The sequence below is a fragment of the Hamadaea sp. NPDC051192 genome (genome assembly GCF_040682475.1).
Lineage (GTDB): Bacteria > Actinomycetota > Actinomycetes > Mycobacteriales > Micromonosporaceae > Hamadaea > Hamadaea flava.
Map to the genome: position 1 here is coordinate 13221 of NZ_JBFBAZ010000016.1, position 15256 is coordinate 28476.

Consider the following 15256-nt stretch of genomic DNA (forward strand, 5'->3'; position numbering starts at 1 on the left):
TCAGACGACCCCGGCGTCGATCTCCGCGTTCGCCCGCGCCACTCGTTCGGCCACTGCCGCCGCCGCCGCCCCGAGCACCACCAGGTACGCGCCATGCAGCAACGGCGTGGGCAGCGACGGCAGCAGAACCAGCCCGCCCGACCGCCCGGCCAGCCACCCGATCAGCAGGTTGATCGCGGCGTTGAACACCGTGCCGAGCACCGGGATCAGAAACCACTGCCGCAGCCGCAGCGACGGAGCCGCGATCGCGGCGGCCAGGAACGCGGCGAGGAAAAGCGACAGCGTACGGGCGAAGTCGCTCATGCTCCCCGGAAGGAGCAGGTCGGCACCGCCCGCGGCGGCGAACGCGACCAAGCCGACCAACGCGCCCTTACCCATGACCCTGACCATGTCTGTCCCCCGTTGATCAAGCCGACGGCGGATCATTCTGGCCCGAGTTCCCGCTGTCCGGCAAGACCCGCGCGCTGCCTTCGGCGACGGCCGGTCAGCGCGGCGGGGCGGCCTCCGGAGACGGCTGGCCGCGTTCGGCCTCGGCCTGAATCTCGAAGCGCACGTGATGGGCGGTCGGCCGATAGATCTCGTCGACCGGGCCGAGCACGCCCCCGCCGAGTCCCCGGCGGCGCACGTACGCGGCGAACCAAACGAACCCGGCGAGGGTCACGCCGAACCCGCCGACGAGGATCGCCAGCGTCCCGATCTCACCCATGCGACGAGAGTAAGCCGCAGAGGCGCGTCTGGGTATGGGGTCTGGTCAGGGTGCGGCTTGGCGGGTGAGCCAGGCGTCGATGCGACGCAGGTGCGCGGGCGTCAGGCCGCTGGACGCGGGCGGGGAGATCACCAGGGCCCGGTCGCCCCAATGCTCGGTGTCCGCCTTCCGCAACTGGTACCGCGCGTCGTCGTCGGTCCACAGCAGCGACCCGTCGCGTTCCAGGATTCGCATCGCGGCGGGCAGTTTCCACCAGTGGCTGACTCGGCGCGTCAGCGGCACGGCGATGGCCGCCCTGCTCAGGGCGTACTCGGGGCAGGGTTCCACCGGCCAGTCCGGGAGGCCGAGGGCCGCGCCGACGTTGACCGCGTTGTGCTGCCAGGCGCTGTGCCAGCGGATGTCGGCGCGCCCCTGCTCGGTCACCTTGCGCAGGAAGTCCAGCACCGGGGCCGCCGCGATCAGCGGCCAGTCGAGATCCAGCGCGCTCGTCGCGCTCGTGCGGACCCATTGGTCGGCCGGCCACGTCCCGGTGGGCGGCGGGTCGTCCAGGGCGTTGACGACCCCGTCGATGTCGAGCAGCCAGACCGGCATGTTCACGAAGGGTACGCCGGAAGCGAAGGATGGGTGAACAGCCGGCCAAGTACTCGGGCGGGGTGCTGGCCGCGTTCTGAACCGCACTCCGGTGCTTTCGTGTGCGCCCTCGTGATGCGCTTTCGTGATCAGGGTCATTTCCATGTCGCTATGGCAGCGTGGAAATGACCCTGATCATGATCGCCCGCCACGTAACCCCGAAGGCGCCCGCTAGCCTGGACGGCGTGAGCACGCAACCGCGCCAGATCGGGGACGCCGCCGCCATCGTGGCGAACACGGATACAGCGGGCGCCATCTGGCGGGTCACGGACGAACCCCGCCAGCTCGACGCGAACATCATCCACCTGCCGGCCGGCGACCGCATCGCGTCCCATCAAGGTCCCGACCTCGACGTGCTCATCCACGTCCTCGCCGGCGGCGGCCACCTCGACAGCGGCGGCCAGTCGCTGGAACTCGCGCCCGGCGCGCTGATCTGGCTCCCCCGCGGGTCGCAGCGCGCCGTCGTCGCCGGGCCGGCCGGGCTCACCTACTTCAGCGTCCACCCGAAACGCCCGCCGCTCGGCATCACCGCGCCGTCCTGACGCCTTGGAGTGATCAGCGGAAGATTCGCGGTGTCATAGCCCCACCAGAACTCCGCTGATCATGAAGCGACCGAGGATTCGGTCAGTCCGGCACCGCGTGCACGTGCGTGAGATCCCGTCGCAGCGCCGCAGCCCCATGCAGGTAGACGTGGGTGATCTGGTCACGCGGCAGTTCGGTGTCGACGTGCGCCATCAGCCGGATCACCAGCGGCATCGCCCCGGCGATGTCGAGTTCCTGAGCGCAGATCAGCGGCACGTCCGACATGCCCATCAGGCGGGCGGCGTACGCCGGGAACTCGGAGTGGATGTCCGGGGTGGCCGTGAAGATCGCGCTGATCAGGTCCTCGGTGTTCAGCTCGTTGCTGTGCAGGACTTCCTTGACCAGTTCGGCGACCCGGTCCAGCAGATGCTCCCGCTCGTCGACGTCCAGCTGGGTCGCCCCGCGTACTGCCCGAATCGGCACTGTGCCTCCAAGTCAGCCGAGCACCGGATAAGACCGGCACAGGGCTCACTCTAGCGAGGTGATCGAGGCGGTGAGCAGCGCGTCGACGTCCGCTCCGGTGAGCGCGTCGGCCCAGAGCCGGTCGAGCGTGCGGGCGTACAGCGCGGTCGCGCCGTTGGAGAAGAAGATCTCGCCGCTGAACGTCTCGACCACGGTCACGGCGTCGTAGATCTGGAACCCGTTCTGCGGGGTGGTCGCGATCGGCCGATCCAGCGGGAGCACGCCGAACCGGACGTTGGGCAGGGCGAGGATCTGCCGGAGCGCCGTCAGCTGTTCCCGCAGCACGTCCTGCGGGCAGGTACGCCACCGCAGCACCGGCTCGGCGAGCAGGAACTCGAACCGTTTCGCCGGGTTGTACAGCTGCCGTCCCCGGGCCAGCCGCGTCTGGACGGCGGCCTCCTCGTCGTGGACTTCGAGCCGGTGCAGTTCGACCTGTTCACGGAACACCTGCCGGGCGTACGCGGCCGTCTGCACCAGTCCGGGAACCCAGGCGATCTCGAAGTGGCGTACGGTCGCCGACCGTTCGACGAGTTGGTTGTAGTCGGCCTGGACCGAGCTCTGCCCTTGCCGCATCCGCCGTCGCCAGTCCCGATGCTCGGCCTCGACCCGGCGGAGCAGTCCGGCCAGCTCGGCCGACTCGGACCGGCTCACCTGGCACAGGGCCGACCAGGCGTGCAGGTCGGAGGCGGTGGGGATCTGGCGGCCGTGCTCGATCCGGCTGACCCGGGAGGCGTGCCACCCGAGCTGGGCGGCGAAGTCCTTTCCGGACAACCCGGTGCGCTGGCGGAGGGCTCGCAGCGCCTCCGCCAGCATTCCGGTTTCCCGCTGCCGCTCGGTGAGGGTGGTCATCGTCTACTTCGTCAGCTCGGCGGACAAGGCACGAGAGAGCCGCCCCCCGCGCGCCGCCCCCTTGCGAATCACGACCCCTGAGGTGCCGCAGATTCACGGTAGGCAACAAAGTCTGGCCGATGCCCGCGTAGCGGTAAAGGCACCGTTTCGGGTTACGCCGTGTAGTCAGGCAACTTCACGGAGTCGATCAAGAACGTCGGCCGGAACGTACACCGCGTCTTCGTCGGCGGCCAGGTCGCGCAGGGCGGCGCGGGTGGCGTCGTCGAGCTTGACCCCTTGCACGACGTAGCCGCCGTCGGTGCGGTACAGGGCCGGGCAGCCGCCGCCGCCGGACCACACGGTCTTCCAGAGGTACTCGATCTTCATGGCAACTCCCAGGCTGTAGTGGGGTTAGTTGATTGTGGAGACACACTGACGTGGCGTCAGTCGGCCGTATGGAGCCGTTTGCGCGGTGTCGTGATCGGACACTCGCCACGTGGACGATGTCTCATCGGGGTCACCGTAGTCGCGAATCACCACAAAACCGCGCAACTTCCACGAATAGAACGGCCGCGTTTCGGTGCACGGCCGAAACGTTCGTCCGTAAGAGGGACGGTCCGTACGGTTCACCGCCATGACCTACGCGATCCAGCCGCTGAACCCGCCGATCCTCCCGGCGGCTACCGGCTCCTACACCCACGGCGCCCTCGTCACCGGCGTACGCCGGGCCGTCTTCGTCAGCGGCCAGGTGCCGTGGGACCGCGACGAGCCGATCCCGCCGGACTTCGCCGACCAATGCCGGTTGACCTGGCGCAACGTCCTCGCCGTGCTGGCCGAGGCGGACATGGGCGTCCGCAATCTCGCCAGCGTGCGGATCTTCCTCGCCGACCGGGCGTACCGAACAATCAACGGCCGTATTCGCGAAGAGGTATTGGGCGATCACCGTCCGGCGATCACGATCGTCATCGCGACCATCTATGCCGAGGAATGGCTGCTGGAGATCGAGGCCGTCGCGGTCGATTGATCATCCGATGTAGACGTCCAACAAGGACCAAGCCAGCGCGGTCGGCCGGTGCGACGCGTCGCGTCCCGATCTGGTCGTCATCACCAGCCCGGCACGACGCAACCCGGCGAGGTGCTCCGACGCGGTCGACGGCGCCACGCCCAGCTCGGCGGCCAGTTCGCCGGTACCGAGCGGCCGCTCGGCCAGCAGCCGCAGGATGCGCGCCCGTGGCTCCCCCACCGGCCCGGCCAGCCGCCCGTCCGCGACCCGCCCGTCGCGCCAGAACTCGGCGGCAGTCCGGGCGGGATAGAAGAGCATCGGCTGCTGCCGGTCGTTGAGCTGCCGATGTACGGCGTCGGTCAGGAACATGCTCGGCACCAGCACCAAGCCCCGACCGGCCAGCCGGTAATCGGGCGAGGGCGGGCCGGCGTACTCCAGGTGGGGGTGCGACCAGCGCACCAATCCCGGTGCCAGGCCGGCCAGCATCGCCTCGACGCCATGCCGGGCCGCTGTCCGCGCCCGGCCCGCGACGTCCGCGGCCAGCTGCGCGTGCAACCGTGGCCAGTCCGCCGCCAGCACCGCGCGGTGCAATGCGGTGAACGAGGCCGCGAGCGCTCGCCGTCCGCGGTCGGGCGCGGCCAGCAGGTCCTCCACCACTTTCGAAGGGGTACGCAGAACGGAGCGGAACGACAGCGTGTCGTCCTCGACGGGGAGCCCGGGGTCGGCCAGGGCGGCCGCCAGTTCGTCGTCGAAGGTGAGCGGGCCGGCGGGCGGCTGCGGCGTCAGGAAGTCCGGCAGATGCCGCGAGTGCGCGCCGCACAACGCGAGCGCGGGGCGGGCCGCGGCGGGCAGCCTCGGCAGGGTGGCCTGCCGCCAGCCGGCCAGTCCGGCCGGGGTGGTCGGCAGGGCGAGTCCCCGGGCGGCCTTGAGCGTCTCCTGGAACGGCATGATCGCGAAGCGGACCCGGCCGAGATCCGGCCCGCTGAACTCCAGTCGGGGCACGGCGACCACCCTAACGCCGTACCCCGGCGAAGTGGGCCGGCCGGGAACGGCATCGTGACCGCGCCGGGTCGCGTGCCATCATGAGGAATCGTCACGACCACTCCCACCCCCGTACCGGCGGCCCCCGCCCGGACCGCGCGCCTGCTTCTCATCGAGGACGACGACGGCGTCGCGCGGCTGATCGCGCGTGCCCTGAGCCGGGACGGCTACGTGGTCGAGCGGGCCGGCACCGGCGAGGAGGGCCTCCGGTACGCCACCGACGAGGAGTTCGATCTGGTCCTGCTGGACCTGATGCTCCCTGGGCTCCACGGGTCGGCGGTCCTCGCCGAACTGATGCGCCAGCGCCCGCATCAACGGGTCATCGTGTTGTCGGCGGTGCCCGAGGTCGGCACCCGGGTCGCCTGCCTGGAGGCGGGCGCGGCCGACTTCGTCAGCAAGCCGTTCGCCCTGGCCGAACTGCTCGCCCGAGTACGCGCCCGGCTGCGGGACCGGGCTCCAGGCCCGGCCGCCGACTCCGTGGTGATCGGCCCGATCTGCCTGGACCTGGCGCTGCACCGGGTGGCGGTGGACGGCCGCTGGACCGCGCTCAGCTATCGCGAATTCCTGCTGCTGCGGCATCTGATGGAGGCGGCGGGCCGGGCCTGCGGCCGGTCGGAGCTGCTGCACGCCGTCTGGGGGATGACCTTCGACCCCGGCAGCAACGTCGTCGACGTGACCGTTCGCCGGTTGCGCGCCAAACTGGACCACCCCGACCGGATCGAGACCGTACGCCATGTCGGCTACCGCTTCGCCACCCCTTGACCGGCTCGCCAAGAACAGGCTGCCGAAGAGCCGGCTGCCCGACTCGTTCCGGCTGGGCTGGTCGCTGCGCGTCGTCTGGCTCGTCGGCGCGGCGATCTGCGCGACCGCGATGTGGCTGCTTCCCGGCACCGCGACGATCCCATTCCACCTGATGTGGATCGGCCTGTCGCTGCTGTACGGGTTCACCCGGTGGCGCCCGGTCGAGCTCGCCGTCATGGTCGGCGTGACCGCCGCCGCGACCGGTGCGATCTTGGTGAGCCACGCGGCGGGCGGCCGGATCGAGTGGCTGGAGACCTTGGAGGTCCCGCTCAGCGTGGCCCTGATCGCGGTGACCGCCGCCCTCGTCCGCCGCCGCCATCTGGCCTTGCTGGCGCTGGCCGACGCCGCAGACCGGGACCGGCAGGTCGCCGAGGCCCGCCAGCACCTGATGCGGCAGGTCGCCCACGAGCTGCGTACGCCGATCACCGTCGCGCGCGGCTTCACCGAGCTGGTCGCCGACCGGCACGCCGACGCGGAGACCCGCGAGGACTCCGACACGGTGCTCGCCGAGCTGGACAAGCTCTCCCGCATCACGCAGCGCCTGGTGACCCTGATCGACGCCGACGGCGCGTACGTGCCGGAGGCGCTGGACCTGCCGGCCGAGGTGACCCGCATCGTCCGGCGGTGGACGCCGGCCGCCGACCGGGCCTGGTCCTGGAAGTGCGCCAGCGGCACCGTGATCGCCAACCGCGACCGGCTGGAGGCGGTGCTGGACTGCCTGCTCGACAACGCGGTGAAGTTCACCGGCCCCGGCGATCGCATCGCCGTCGAGGGCCGGGCCGACGACTTGGCCTGGACGATCACGGTCACCGACAGCGGACCGGGGCCGACACCGGGCGGTCCGGGCACCGGCACCAGTCTGGGACTCGTGATGGCCCGGACCGTGGTGGCCGGATGGGGTGGCGAGGTACGCCTGTCCCATGAGCCCGCGACGGGCACCACCGTCACGCTTCACGTGCCCGCGCAGCGGCCGGACGGCAGATGACAGTCCTGTCACGCGGCTGATCTTCGGCCGATCGCGCTCCTAGGCTGGGACCTGCGTCGGTGCGGGTAGGTGCGCTGGACGCGGTCGGTCCGTCTGTCCTCCCCGACAGGCTCCATCGAGCGCCCGCTATCTGCTGCAAACAGGCGGGTCGCGGACCCAGTGTGACCGGGGCGTGGGACAAACCGGCTTCCTCCCGCCCCGGTCACACTCTCCTTGATCTCACTGGCCTTACGCGACGATCGCGCTGTCACACCGCGACGACTCCGCCGGGCGTCACAGCGCGATCTCGCTGGGCGCTACAGCGCTACCAAGGACGGCGGAGCCAGCAGCGGCGACGAGATGATGTAGTCCGCACTGGCCCGGTTGTAGGCCATCGGGATGTTCGCCAGCGTCGCCAGCCGCTGAAGCGGGCGTACGTCGGGTTCGTGTGGCTGGGCCGTCAGCGGATCCCAGAAGAAGATCAGCAGATCGACGTCGCCGTCGACGATCTGCGCCCCGAGCTGGTGGTCGCCGCCGTGCGGGCCGCTGCGCAGGCAGGTGACGGGCAGGTCGGCGTGCCGGATCAGCAGCCGTCCCGTCGTGCCGGTGGAATACAGCCGATGACCGCGCAGGACCTCCCGATGATGCTGGGCGAACTCGATGAGGTCTTGCTTGTGGCGGTCGTGGGCGACGAGCGCGATGCCCCGTGTCATGAGACGAGCTTACGGATGCCCGTTTCACCCCAGTTTCCGAACTATGACCGGGTCAAGAATGCCAGGTGAACGGTACTGTTGCTCACCGTATGCCCATCGGGCGAGCAGCGAATGGTGTGATGGTGGCGTGACTGTGTGGCATAGGTATGTGGCGATCGGCGACAGCACCAGCGAGGGGCTGGACGACCCGGACGGCCGGGGCGGCTACCGTGGCTGGGCCGACCGGTTCGCCCACCACGTCGCGGCGGCCCAACCCGGCTTGGAGTACGCCAACCTCGCCGTCCGCGGCAAGCTGACCGCCGAGATCCAGACCGAGCAGCTGCCGGTGGCCCTCGAGCTGCGGCCCGACCTGGCCACCGTCGTCGCCGGAGTCAACGACATGCTCCGGCCGCGCTTCGACGCCGACGACGTCGCCGGGCGGATCGGCGAGATGCAGGCCGCCCTGATCGCGACCGGCGCGACCGTGCTCACCTTCACCATGCCGGACCCCGGCCGGGTCATGCCGATGGCGCGTCCGCTGCGTGGCCGGTTCGCGGCGTACAACGACAAGCTCCGTCAGGTCAGCGCCCGGACCGGGGCGATCCTGCTCGACCTCGGCGCGCACGAGGTCGCCGGAGACCCCCGGCTGTGGAGCACCGACCGGCTGCACGCCAACAGCGCCGGGCACGAACGGATCGGGTACGCCTTGGCCTGGGCAGCCGGACTGCCCGGCTTCGACGAGACGTGGTCGCAGTCGCTGCCGCTCGAACCGATCCGCACCTGGCGTCAGCGCGCCGCCGCCGAGGTCGCCTGGATTCGGCAGCACCTGCTGCCCTGGGTCGTACGCCACGCGCGCGGCCAGTCGTCCGGCGACGGGATCACTGCCAAGCGTCCGCTGCCGTCGCCGGTCGAAGCCTGAGCCGGGGCTTGGGGCGGACGGCGTACAGGAGGACGGCGAGCTGACCCAGGGCGGCCACGCCCATCGCCGCCCACACGCCGGTGAGCCCGAACGCCGAGGACAGCAACCAGGCCAGCCCGAGCTGGCCCGCGACGCCGCCGACGGTCACCCCGAACATCAGCGTTCCCCGGCCTGCCCCCATGAGCAGCCCGCCGAAGGCCACCACGCCGGACAGCCCGACGAGGTAGGGCCCGACGCAGCGCAGGAACGCGCTGCCCGCGTCGACCACGGCGGGATCACCGGTGAACGCCCGCAGGATCCAGCCGGACCCGGCGGCGAAGACGACCGCGGCCACGACTCCGGCGATCAGCGCGACGCGCAGGGTGGCCCGCCGGATCTCGGCCTCGACGGTCTCCTTCTCCCCCGCGTTCGCGGCATCGATGGCGGCCAGGGTTCGTGGTGTGTGGATGGTGGCGGCGTTGCGAATCGCGTAGAACCCCATCGTCGCCACGTAGAGCGCCTTCATGCCGATGCCGTATCCGGCCACCGCGACGACCCCGAACCGGCCGACCACGGCGACCAGCCCCAACGCGCCCGCCATTCGGACCAGGAAGTCACCGGAGACCGGACCGCCCACGCGCAGGATCGCCCGGACGTCACCGCGCACCGACTCGATCACCCGACCCCGAGTGAACCGCCGCGCCAGGATCAGCCCCACCACGAAGGCGACCAATCGGCCGCCCGCCGTCGCCAAGGCCGCACCCGCGACCCCGAGCTTCGGGAACCCGGCCAGCCCGTAGATGAGCACCGGGTCGGCGACGAGCACGATGCCGTTGGCCAGCAGGGCTAGGCGCATCGGCGTACGCGTGTCGCCGTGGCCGGCGAAGAGCCCGTCGAGCAGCCACTGCCCGTAGAAGACGACGACGGCGGGCAGCGAGATCGCCAGGTACGCCACGGCGAGCCGGACCGCGCCGGGATCGTCGAGGAACAGCCGTGCGATCGGCGTACGCAACAGAAAGCCCGCGCCCGCGACGATCGGGGTGATCGCGGCGAACAGCAGCCAGCCCGCCCGGACGGCGCGCCGCGCCCCGGCCGCGTCGCCCGAGCCCACCCGGCCCGACACCACGATGGTCAGCCCGCCGGAGACCGCCAGGATCACGCCGAGCAGCAGGTTCTCGATGTTGGTGGCGACGGCCACCGCGGCGGCCGCGCCCGCACCCAGTCGGGCCACCCAGGCGACGTCGATGATGCCGGTCACCACGCCAGACATGAGGCCGGCGTAGTTCGGGCCGGCGAGGCGCAGCAGCGCCCGGCGGTGAGTGGTCTTGTCGGGCAGGTGCATGAGGGGTCCTCGTTCCGTCTCGCAGTACCTCGAATCGAGGTACCTCGGAACGATATACGATCGACGAGTGCTGACGCTAGCGATCCTGGGCTTCCTCTACGAGGAGCCGCTGCACGGCTACGAGTTGAAGGAACGCATCCAGAGCCTGACCGGGCACGTCAAAGCGGTCAGCGACGGCGCGCTGTATCCCGCGCTGACCCGGTTGGAGACGGCGGGCCTGCTCACCAAGCAGACCGAGCCGGGCGCGTCCGGAGCACCCCGGCAGACGCTCTCGCTGACCGGCGCCGGGCGAGCCGAGCTGCTGCGGCGACTGCGCGAACCGGCCCCAGGCGAGATCAGCGACCGAAACAAGTACTTCACGCTGCTGGCGTTCCTGCGGCACCTGCCGGACCAGGCCGAGCGGGACGCCGTGCTGCAGCGGCGGCTGGACTTCCTCGACGCGCCCGCCCGCTTCTTCTCCGCCGGCGGCAAGACGATGCGGTCGAGCGACCTCGCGGACCCCTACCGGCGCGGGATGATCGAGATCGCGAAGGCGACCCGGGACGCCGAACGGGCGTGGCTGCGGAGCGAGCTGGGATCTTGAGCGTTCTCCCAGGTCGCACCGGTAAGGTTAGCCTTACTAAGCACACGGAGGTTCACGCATGCCCACTTCGATCGCCAACGTCGCGACCGACGCCGCTCCTCGCTACGCCAAGCAACTCGCCTCACACCTGGGCCGCCGCTCGGCGATCGAGGAGTTGGCCGACGGCGGCTACCGGATCACCCTGACCGCCGGCGCCGGCGTCCTCGAACCACAAGCGGACAAGCTCGTGATGCGGGCGAGCGCGCCCGACGACGAGAGCCTGGCCGTCGTGCAGGACGTGCTCGGCCGGCATCTGGAGCGCTTCGGCCAGCGCCGCGAACTCGTCGTGACCTGGGAATCCGCCGACTGACCCGCCACCACCCGGCAGTCCGCCGCCTGACTCGACGGAAGCGGACGCCGGTGCGTGGCGTCCGCCTCACTTCCATCGTCCTCCCACCCGCCGCGACCCGGGCTCGGATGATCGGCGGATGCCGTGCGTCCGATTCCCGCGACCAGCCGACGCCGGCTCCAGCCGGCGGCTTGCAGCCCCGCCAGGTCGCGACGCACGCTTCGTTGCCCTCGGGAGCACCGCGCATAGGATGGGCACGTGTCGATCGGCGGGACAAGCGGCTACACCGACCTGACGGCCCTGCCGGAGTTGGTCGCGCAGGCAGTACGCCTCGGGGCGGAACTCGGGTTCGACAAGTCGTGCCGTCCTGAGCAGGGTCGCCTGCTGCACGCATTGGCCGCCGGAGCGACGCAGAGCATCGGTGAGACCGGCACCGGCTGCGGAGTCGGGCTCGCCTGGCTCGTCAGCGCCCGCCGGCCGGGCGTACGCGTCGTCTCCGTCGAGCGGGACGGCCGCCTCGTCGAGCACGTGCGACGGCTGTTCGACGGCGTACCGGACGTGGCGATCGTCCACGGCGACTGGACCGATGCGTACGCCCACGGCCCGTTCGACCTGCTGGTCCTCGACGGCGGTGGCAACGCCAAGGGCAGCGGTGCGGCCGACCCCGCGCGCCTGGTCCGGCCGGGTGGCGTCCTCGTGGTCGACGACTTCACTCCGGCGACCGAATGGCCGCCCACGCACGCCGGGCAGCCGGATGACGCGCGCCTGCACTGGCTGCGCCATCCGGAGTTGGCCGCGATCGAGGTACGCCTCGCCCCCGACCTGTCCAGCGTCGTCGCCACCCGCCGCCTCAGTCGGGCGGCTGAGACGCCGTGACCGGCTAGGAGACTGCTTTGCGCGCCCGATAGCGGGCCGTCTTCACGCGGTTGCCGCACGACGACATCGAGCACCAGCGCCCGGCCCCGTTGCGGGAGTCGTCGTAGAACACCCAGCGGCATTCCGGTGCGGCGCAGGCGCGCAGCCGTCGCCAGGTTCCGGCGACGGTGGCGCGTACGCCGATCGCGACGAGTCCGGCGAGCGCACCCTCCACTCCGGACGCCGCCGGGACGAGGCGTACCTCGCCGGTCGAGTCGACTGACGCGCGCAGCGAGAACGAAGCGAGAACGCCGTCGTCCAGTACGCCGCCCGGCGTGACCGCGGCACGCAGAGCCGACCGAAGTTCGAGCGCCCGGGTGAGGTCGGCTGAGGAGACCCGGGCGGCCGCCGGGAGCAGGTCCCGTTCGGCGAGCCATCGGCCGAGGGCGGCCGCTGTCGGCAGTTCCTCGCCGCCGGTGAATCCGATGCCACGCCGCCGGAACGCCCGCTGGTCCAGCGTGTTGAGGAAGTCCCGGAGCAGGAGAAGGTCGGCCGGAGTGTCCACGACACCAACTATAGCCGACACCGGTGTTACAGTTGACCGGTGTTGAGTATCGAACCCTTCGAGATCTCCGTCGATCCGCAGGTCCTCGACGACCTGCGTGACCGCATCACGCGTACGCGGTGGCCGGCCGACGCGCCGGAGCCGGGCTGGGACGCCGGGACGGAACCCGCGTACCTGCGGCGACTGCTGGCCGCCTGGCACGACTTCGACTGGGCCGCGTTCGAGCGGCGACTCAACCAACTTCCCCACTACCGCACCCGAATCGACGACCAATGGGTCCACTTCATCCACGTACGCAGTCCACATGCGACGCATGAGCCGCTGCCCATCGTGCTGACCCATGGCTGGCCCGGCAGCGTCCTCGAACACCTGGACCTCATCCCGCTGCTGTCCGATCCGGCGGATCCGGCCGACGCGTTCGACGTCGTCATCCCGTCGTTGCCCGGCTTCGGCTTCTCCGACCGCCCCACTCGGCCCGGCGTCATCAACGCGATCGTGGCCGATCGGTGGCAGCGACTCATGACCGAAGGGCTCGGCTACGAGCGGTTCGGCGCGCACGGCAGCGACATCGGCGCCGGAGTCACCGCCCATCTCGGGGCTCGCCATCCCGGCAACCTCGTCGGCATCCACCTCAGCGCGACCGCGATGCCCCGGCCGCCGGAACCGTGGACCGAGGCCGAACGGGCATACTTCGCCACCGTGGATGACTGGCAGGCCGCCGAGGGCGCGTACGCCCACCAGCACGCCACGAAGCCGCAGACGCTGAGCTACGGGCTCACCGACTCCCCCGCCGGGCTGGCCGGATGGATCGCCGAGAAGTACCGCGACTGGTCGGACAGCCACGGCGACCCCGACGGCCGGATCGGGCTCGACCGGCTGCTGGCGACGCTCACCCTGTACTGGGCGACCGGCACGATCGGCTCCTCGACCCGCATGTACTACGAGCACCGGCGGCACGGCGTACCGCTCGACGCGTCGCGGCCCATCCGCGTCCCGGCCGGATTCGCGTTGTTCCCGAACGAGTTCCAGCCGGTCCCGAACCCGCCCCGGGAGCTCGCCGAGCGGTTCTACCAGGTCGAGCGCTGGCGCGAACTGCCCAGCGGCGGCCACTTCCCGGCCGTCGAGGAACCGAGGTTGCTCGCGGAGGAGATCCGGGCGTTCTTCCGGCCGCTCCGACCCTCTTCCCTTTAGTTTAGTCGTCAGCCAAACTATGCCGCATGACCCTCACCAGAAGACACCTGTTGACGGCGGCCGGCGTGGCGGCGTCGGCCGCGTTGGTCCCCGGCGTCGCCCATGCCGCGGGCGCCCCCGGCCGGCCGAGCGCACAGTCCGTGGTGGACGCCATGCAGCCCGGCTGGAACCTCGGCAACACCTTCGACTCGACCGGCGCCGACGAGACCTCGTGGGGCAATCCCCGGGTGACCCGTGAGCTGATCCGGGCGGTCAAAGCCAACGGCTTCAACAGCATCCGCATCCCGGTCACCTGGGTCCAGCACCTGGACTCGGCGAACGTCATCGACCCCGCGTACCTTGCCCGCGTCCAGGAGGTCGTCGGCTGGGCGCTGGCCGAGCGGCTCTACGTCCTGATCAACGTGCACCACGACTCGTGGCAGTGGGTCATGACCATGCCCACCGACCACGACGCCGTCCTGGCCCGGTTCACCGCGATCTGGACGCAGGTCGCGGAGGCCTTCCGCGACTCCTCTCCGCGCCTGCTCTTCGAGAGCGTCAACGAGCCGTTCTTCAACGGCAGCTCCGGCGACGCGCAGAACGCCACGCTCATGAACGAGCTGAACAACACCTTCCACCAAGTCGTACGCGCATCAGGCGGGCCGAACGCGACCCGGTTGCTGGTGCTGCCGACCTTGCACACCTCGCCGGATCAGCCGCGGGTCGACGAGCTGACCGCCACGCTGACCGCGCTCGGCGATCCGAACCTCGTGGCGACCGTCCACTTCTACGGGTTCTGGCCGTTCAGCGTGAACATCGCCGGCTTCACCAGGTTCGACGCGACGGTCCAGAAGGATCTGACCGACATCTTCGACCGGGTGCACAACGCGTACGTGGCCAACGGGATCCCGGTCATCATCGGCGAGTACGGACTGCTCGGCTTCGACCGGAGCCTCAACGTCATCGAGCAGGGCGAGAAGCTGAAGTTCTTCGAGTTCCTCGGCTACTACGCCCGGCAGCAGCGGATCACCACGATGTGGTGGGACAACGGCCAGCACCTCAACCGGACGACGTTCCAGTGGAGCGACCCCGACCTGACCGCGCAGATCAAGTCCAGCTGGTGCGTACGCTCGGCGACGGCCGCCACCGATCTCGTCTTCGTCGGCAAGTCCGCCCCGGCGGCGGATCAGACGGTGACGCTGAACCTCAACGGCGCCAAGCTCACCGGTATCTTCGACGACCGCAAGCGCCTCGTCCCGGGCAGGGACTACGTCCTGTCCGGCGATCAGCTCACCTTCCCGGCCACAGCGCTGGCCCGGCTGACCGGCGACCAGGCGTACGGGGTGAACGCGGTGCTGTCGGCCCGCTTCGATCGGGGCGTGCCATGGAAGTTCCGGGTGATCACGAACGACCTCCCGGTCCTCCAGAGCGCGACCGGGACGACGAGCGCGTTCAAGCTCCCGGCGGCGTTCAACGGTGACCTCGTGGCGACGATGGAGGCCAAGTACGCCGACGGCTCCTACGCCGGCCCGCAGAACTGGACCTCCTACAAGGAGTTCGCGATCACCTTCTCGCCCGACTACACGGCGAACACGATCGCGTTGACGGAGACCTTCTTCGCCGAGGTCGCCGACGGCGCTCCGGTGACGCTGACCTTCCACTTCTGGAGCGGTGCGACCGTCCAGTACACAGTGGCCCGGTCCGGCAGCACGGTCACCGGCACCGCGTGACCGCAACGGGCGGGGCGGCGAGACGCGTACCGGCATGGTGTCGGTCGGCCCCGCTCCGCCCGCGCACCTTGCGACC

General features: G+C 70.6%; 20 protein-coding genes. 10 read left to right on the forward strand and 10 right to left on the reverse strand.

All coding sequences use genetic code 11. The features are described 5' to 3' along the window. From AB0M47_RS09595 to AB0M47_RS09605, 3 genes are all read right to left on the reverse strand, one after another. The gene (locus tag AB0M47_RS09595; protein ID WP_363411115.1) at window positions 1-378 is read right to left on the reverse strand and encodes a hypothetical protein; all 378 of its coding nucleotides are present in this window, start codon (window positions 376-378) and stop codon (window positions 1-3) included. Window positions 379-484: 106 nt separating this feature from the next. After that, window positions 485-706, reverse strand: a complete 222-nt coding sequence (locus AB0M47_RS09600; RefSeq protein WP_363411118.1) for a hypothetical protein — start codon at window positions 704-706, stop codon at window positions 485-487. A gap of 45 nt (window positions 707-751) precedes the next feature. Further along, a complete protein-coding gene (locus tag AB0M47_RS09605; protein WP_363411121.1) occupies window positions 752-1297 on the reverse strand; it encodes a hypothetical protein in 546 nt (181 codons plus the stop codon). Between the two features lie 224 nt (window positions 1298-1521). Between AB0M47_RS09605 and AB0M47_RS09610 the strand changes: the two genes are divergently transcribed. Next, window positions 1522-1878, forward strand: coding sequence for a hypothetical protein (locus AB0M47_RS09610; RefSeq protein WP_363411124.1), 357 nt, complete (start codon window positions 1522-1524; stop codon window positions 1876-1878). Window positions 1879-1960: 82 nt separating this feature from the next. Here AB0M47_RS09610 and aroH read toward each other — a convergent pair whose 3' ends face one another. From aroH to AB0M47_RS09625, 3 genes are all read right to left on the reverse strand, one after another. Then, window positions 1961-2341: a chorismate mutase gene (gene aroH / locus AB0M47_RS09615; protein WP_363411126.1), complete on the reverse strand. Its 381-nt coding sequence runs from the start codon at window positions 2339-2341 to the stop codon at window positions 1961-1963. Window positions 2342-2386: 45 nt separating this feature from the next. Then, on the reverse strand, window positions 2387-3229 hold the full coding sequence (locus tag AB0M47_RS09620; RefSeq protein ID WP_363411129.1) for a Scr1 family TA system antitoxin-like transcriptional regulator: 843 nt from the start codon (window positions 3227-3229) through the stop codon (window positions 2387-2389). A gap of 165 nt (window positions 3230-3394) precedes the next feature. Then, a complete protein-coding gene (locus AB0M47_RS09625; RefSeq protein WP_359998670.1) occupies window positions 3395-3595 on the reverse strand; it encodes a lipid A biosynthesis lauroyl acyltransferase in 201 nt (66 codons plus the stop codon). Window positions 3596-3842: 247 nt separating this feature from the next. On the opposite strand from AB0M47_RS09625, the gene AB0M47_RS09630 reads away from it, so the two are divergent. Next, window positions 3843-4232, forward strand: a complete 390-nt coding sequence (locus AB0M47_RS09630; RefSeq protein WP_363411132.1) for a RidA family protein — start codon at window positions 3843-3845, stop codon at window positions 4230-4232. On the opposite strand, the gene AB0M47_RS09635 is transcribed toward AB0M47_RS09630, so the two are convergent. After that, a complete protein-coding gene (locus AB0M47_RS09635; RefSeq protein ID WP_363411135.1) occupies window positions 4233-5213 on the reverse strand; it encodes a DUF5937 family protein in 981 nt (326 codons plus the stop codon). A gap of 150 nt (window positions 5214-5363) precedes the next feature. On the opposite strand from AB0M47_RS09635, the gene AB0M47_RS09640 reads away from it, so the two are divergent. Both AB0M47_RS09640 and AB0M47_RS09645 read left to right on the forward strand, forming a co-directional pair. After that, window positions 5364-6014: a response regulator transcription factor gene (locus AB0M47_RS09640; protein WP_363411323.1), complete on the forward strand. Its 651-nt coding sequence runs from the start codon at window positions 5364-5366 to the stop codon at window positions 6012-6014. Next, window positions 5986-7038 carry a HAMP domain-containing sensor histidine kinase gene (locus AB0M47_RS09645; RefSeq protein WP_363411138.1) on the forward strand — a complete coding sequence of 351 codons (1053 nt, stop codon included), beginning with the start codon at window positions 5986-5988 and terminating at the stop codon, window positions 7036-7038. The genes AB0M47_RS09640 and AB0M47_RS09645 overlap by 29 nt, the downstream gene beginning before the upstream one ends. 296 nt (window positions 7039-7334) lie before the next feature. Here AB0M47_RS09645 and AB0M47_RS09650 read toward each other — a convergent pair whose 3' ends face one another. Further along, a complete protein-coding gene (locus AB0M47_RS09650; protein WP_253750239.1) occupies window positions 7335-7730 on the reverse strand; it encodes a methylglyoxal synthase in 396 nt (131 codons plus the stop codon). A 127-nt stretch (window positions 7731-7857) separates the two neighbouring features. Between AB0M47_RS09650 and AB0M47_RS09655 the strand changes: the two genes are divergently transcribed. Next, the gene (locus AB0M47_RS09655) at window positions 7858-8628 is read left to right on the forward strand and encodes an SGNH/GDSL hydrolase family protein (RefSeq protein WP_363411142.1); all 771 of its coding nucleotides are present in this window, start codon (window positions 7858-7860) and stop codon (window positions 8626-8628) included. Here AB0M47_RS09655 and AB0M47_RS09660 read toward each other — a convergent pair. Further along, a complete protein-coding gene (locus AB0M47_RS09660; protein ID WP_363411145.1) occupies window positions 8588-9949 on the reverse strand; it encodes an MATE family efflux transporter in 1362 nt (453 codons plus the stop codon). The two genes, AB0M47_RS09655 and AB0M47_RS09660, sit on opposite strands and share 41 nt — an antisense overlap. A 67-nt stretch (window positions 9950-10016) precedes the next feature. Between AB0M47_RS09660 and AB0M47_RS09665 the strand changes: the two genes are divergently transcribed. The 3 genes from AB0M47_RS09665 to AB0M47_RS09675 all read left to right on the forward strand — a co-directional run bounded on the left by AB0M47_RS09665 (window position 10017) and on the right by AB0M47_RS09675 (window position 11736). After that, entirely contained in the window at window positions 10017-10532 is a 516-nt protein-coding gene (locus tag AB0M47_RS09665) for a PadR family transcriptional regulator (RefSeq protein WP_363411148.1), read from the forward strand. 58 nt (window positions 10533-10590) lie between these two features. Then, window positions 10591-10881: a DUF2218 domain-containing protein gene (locus tag AB0M47_RS09670; RefSeq protein ID WP_363411151.1), complete on the forward strand. Its 291-nt coding sequence runs from the start codon at window positions 10591-10593 to the stop codon at window positions 10879-10881. A gap of 237 nt (window positions 10882-11118) precedes the next feature. Next, complete coding sequence (locus tag AB0M47_RS09675) at window positions 11119-11736, forward strand: class I SAM-dependent methyltransferase (RefSeq protein WP_363411154.1); 618 nt, start codon at window positions 11119-11121, stop codon at window positions 11734-11736. A gap of 4 nt (window positions 11737-11740) precedes the next feature. Here the strand turns inward: AB0M47_RS09675 and AB0M47_RS09680 are convergent, their stop codons facing one another. Next, on the reverse strand, window positions 11741-12280 hold the full coding sequence (locus AB0M47_RS09680; protein WP_363411157.1) for a CGNR zinc finger domain-containing protein: 540 nt from the start codon (window positions 12278-12280) through the stop codon (window positions 11741-11743). A 39-nt stretch (window positions 12281-12319) separates the two neighbouring features. On the opposite strand from AB0M47_RS09680, the gene AB0M47_RS09685 reads away from it, so the two are divergent. Next, window positions 12320-13471, forward strand: a complete 1152-nt coding sequence (locus tag AB0M47_RS09685) for an epoxide hydrolase (RefSeq protein WP_363411160.1) — start codon at window positions 12320-12322, stop codon at window positions 13469-13471. 26 nt (window positions 13472-13497) lie between these two features. Further along, complete coding sequence (locus tag AB0M47_RS09690; protein WP_363411163.1) at window positions 13498-15180, forward strand: cellulase family glycosylhydrolase; 1683 nt, start codon at window positions 13498-13500, stop codon at window positions 15178-15180. Window positions 15181-15256: the final 76 nt, after the last annotated feature.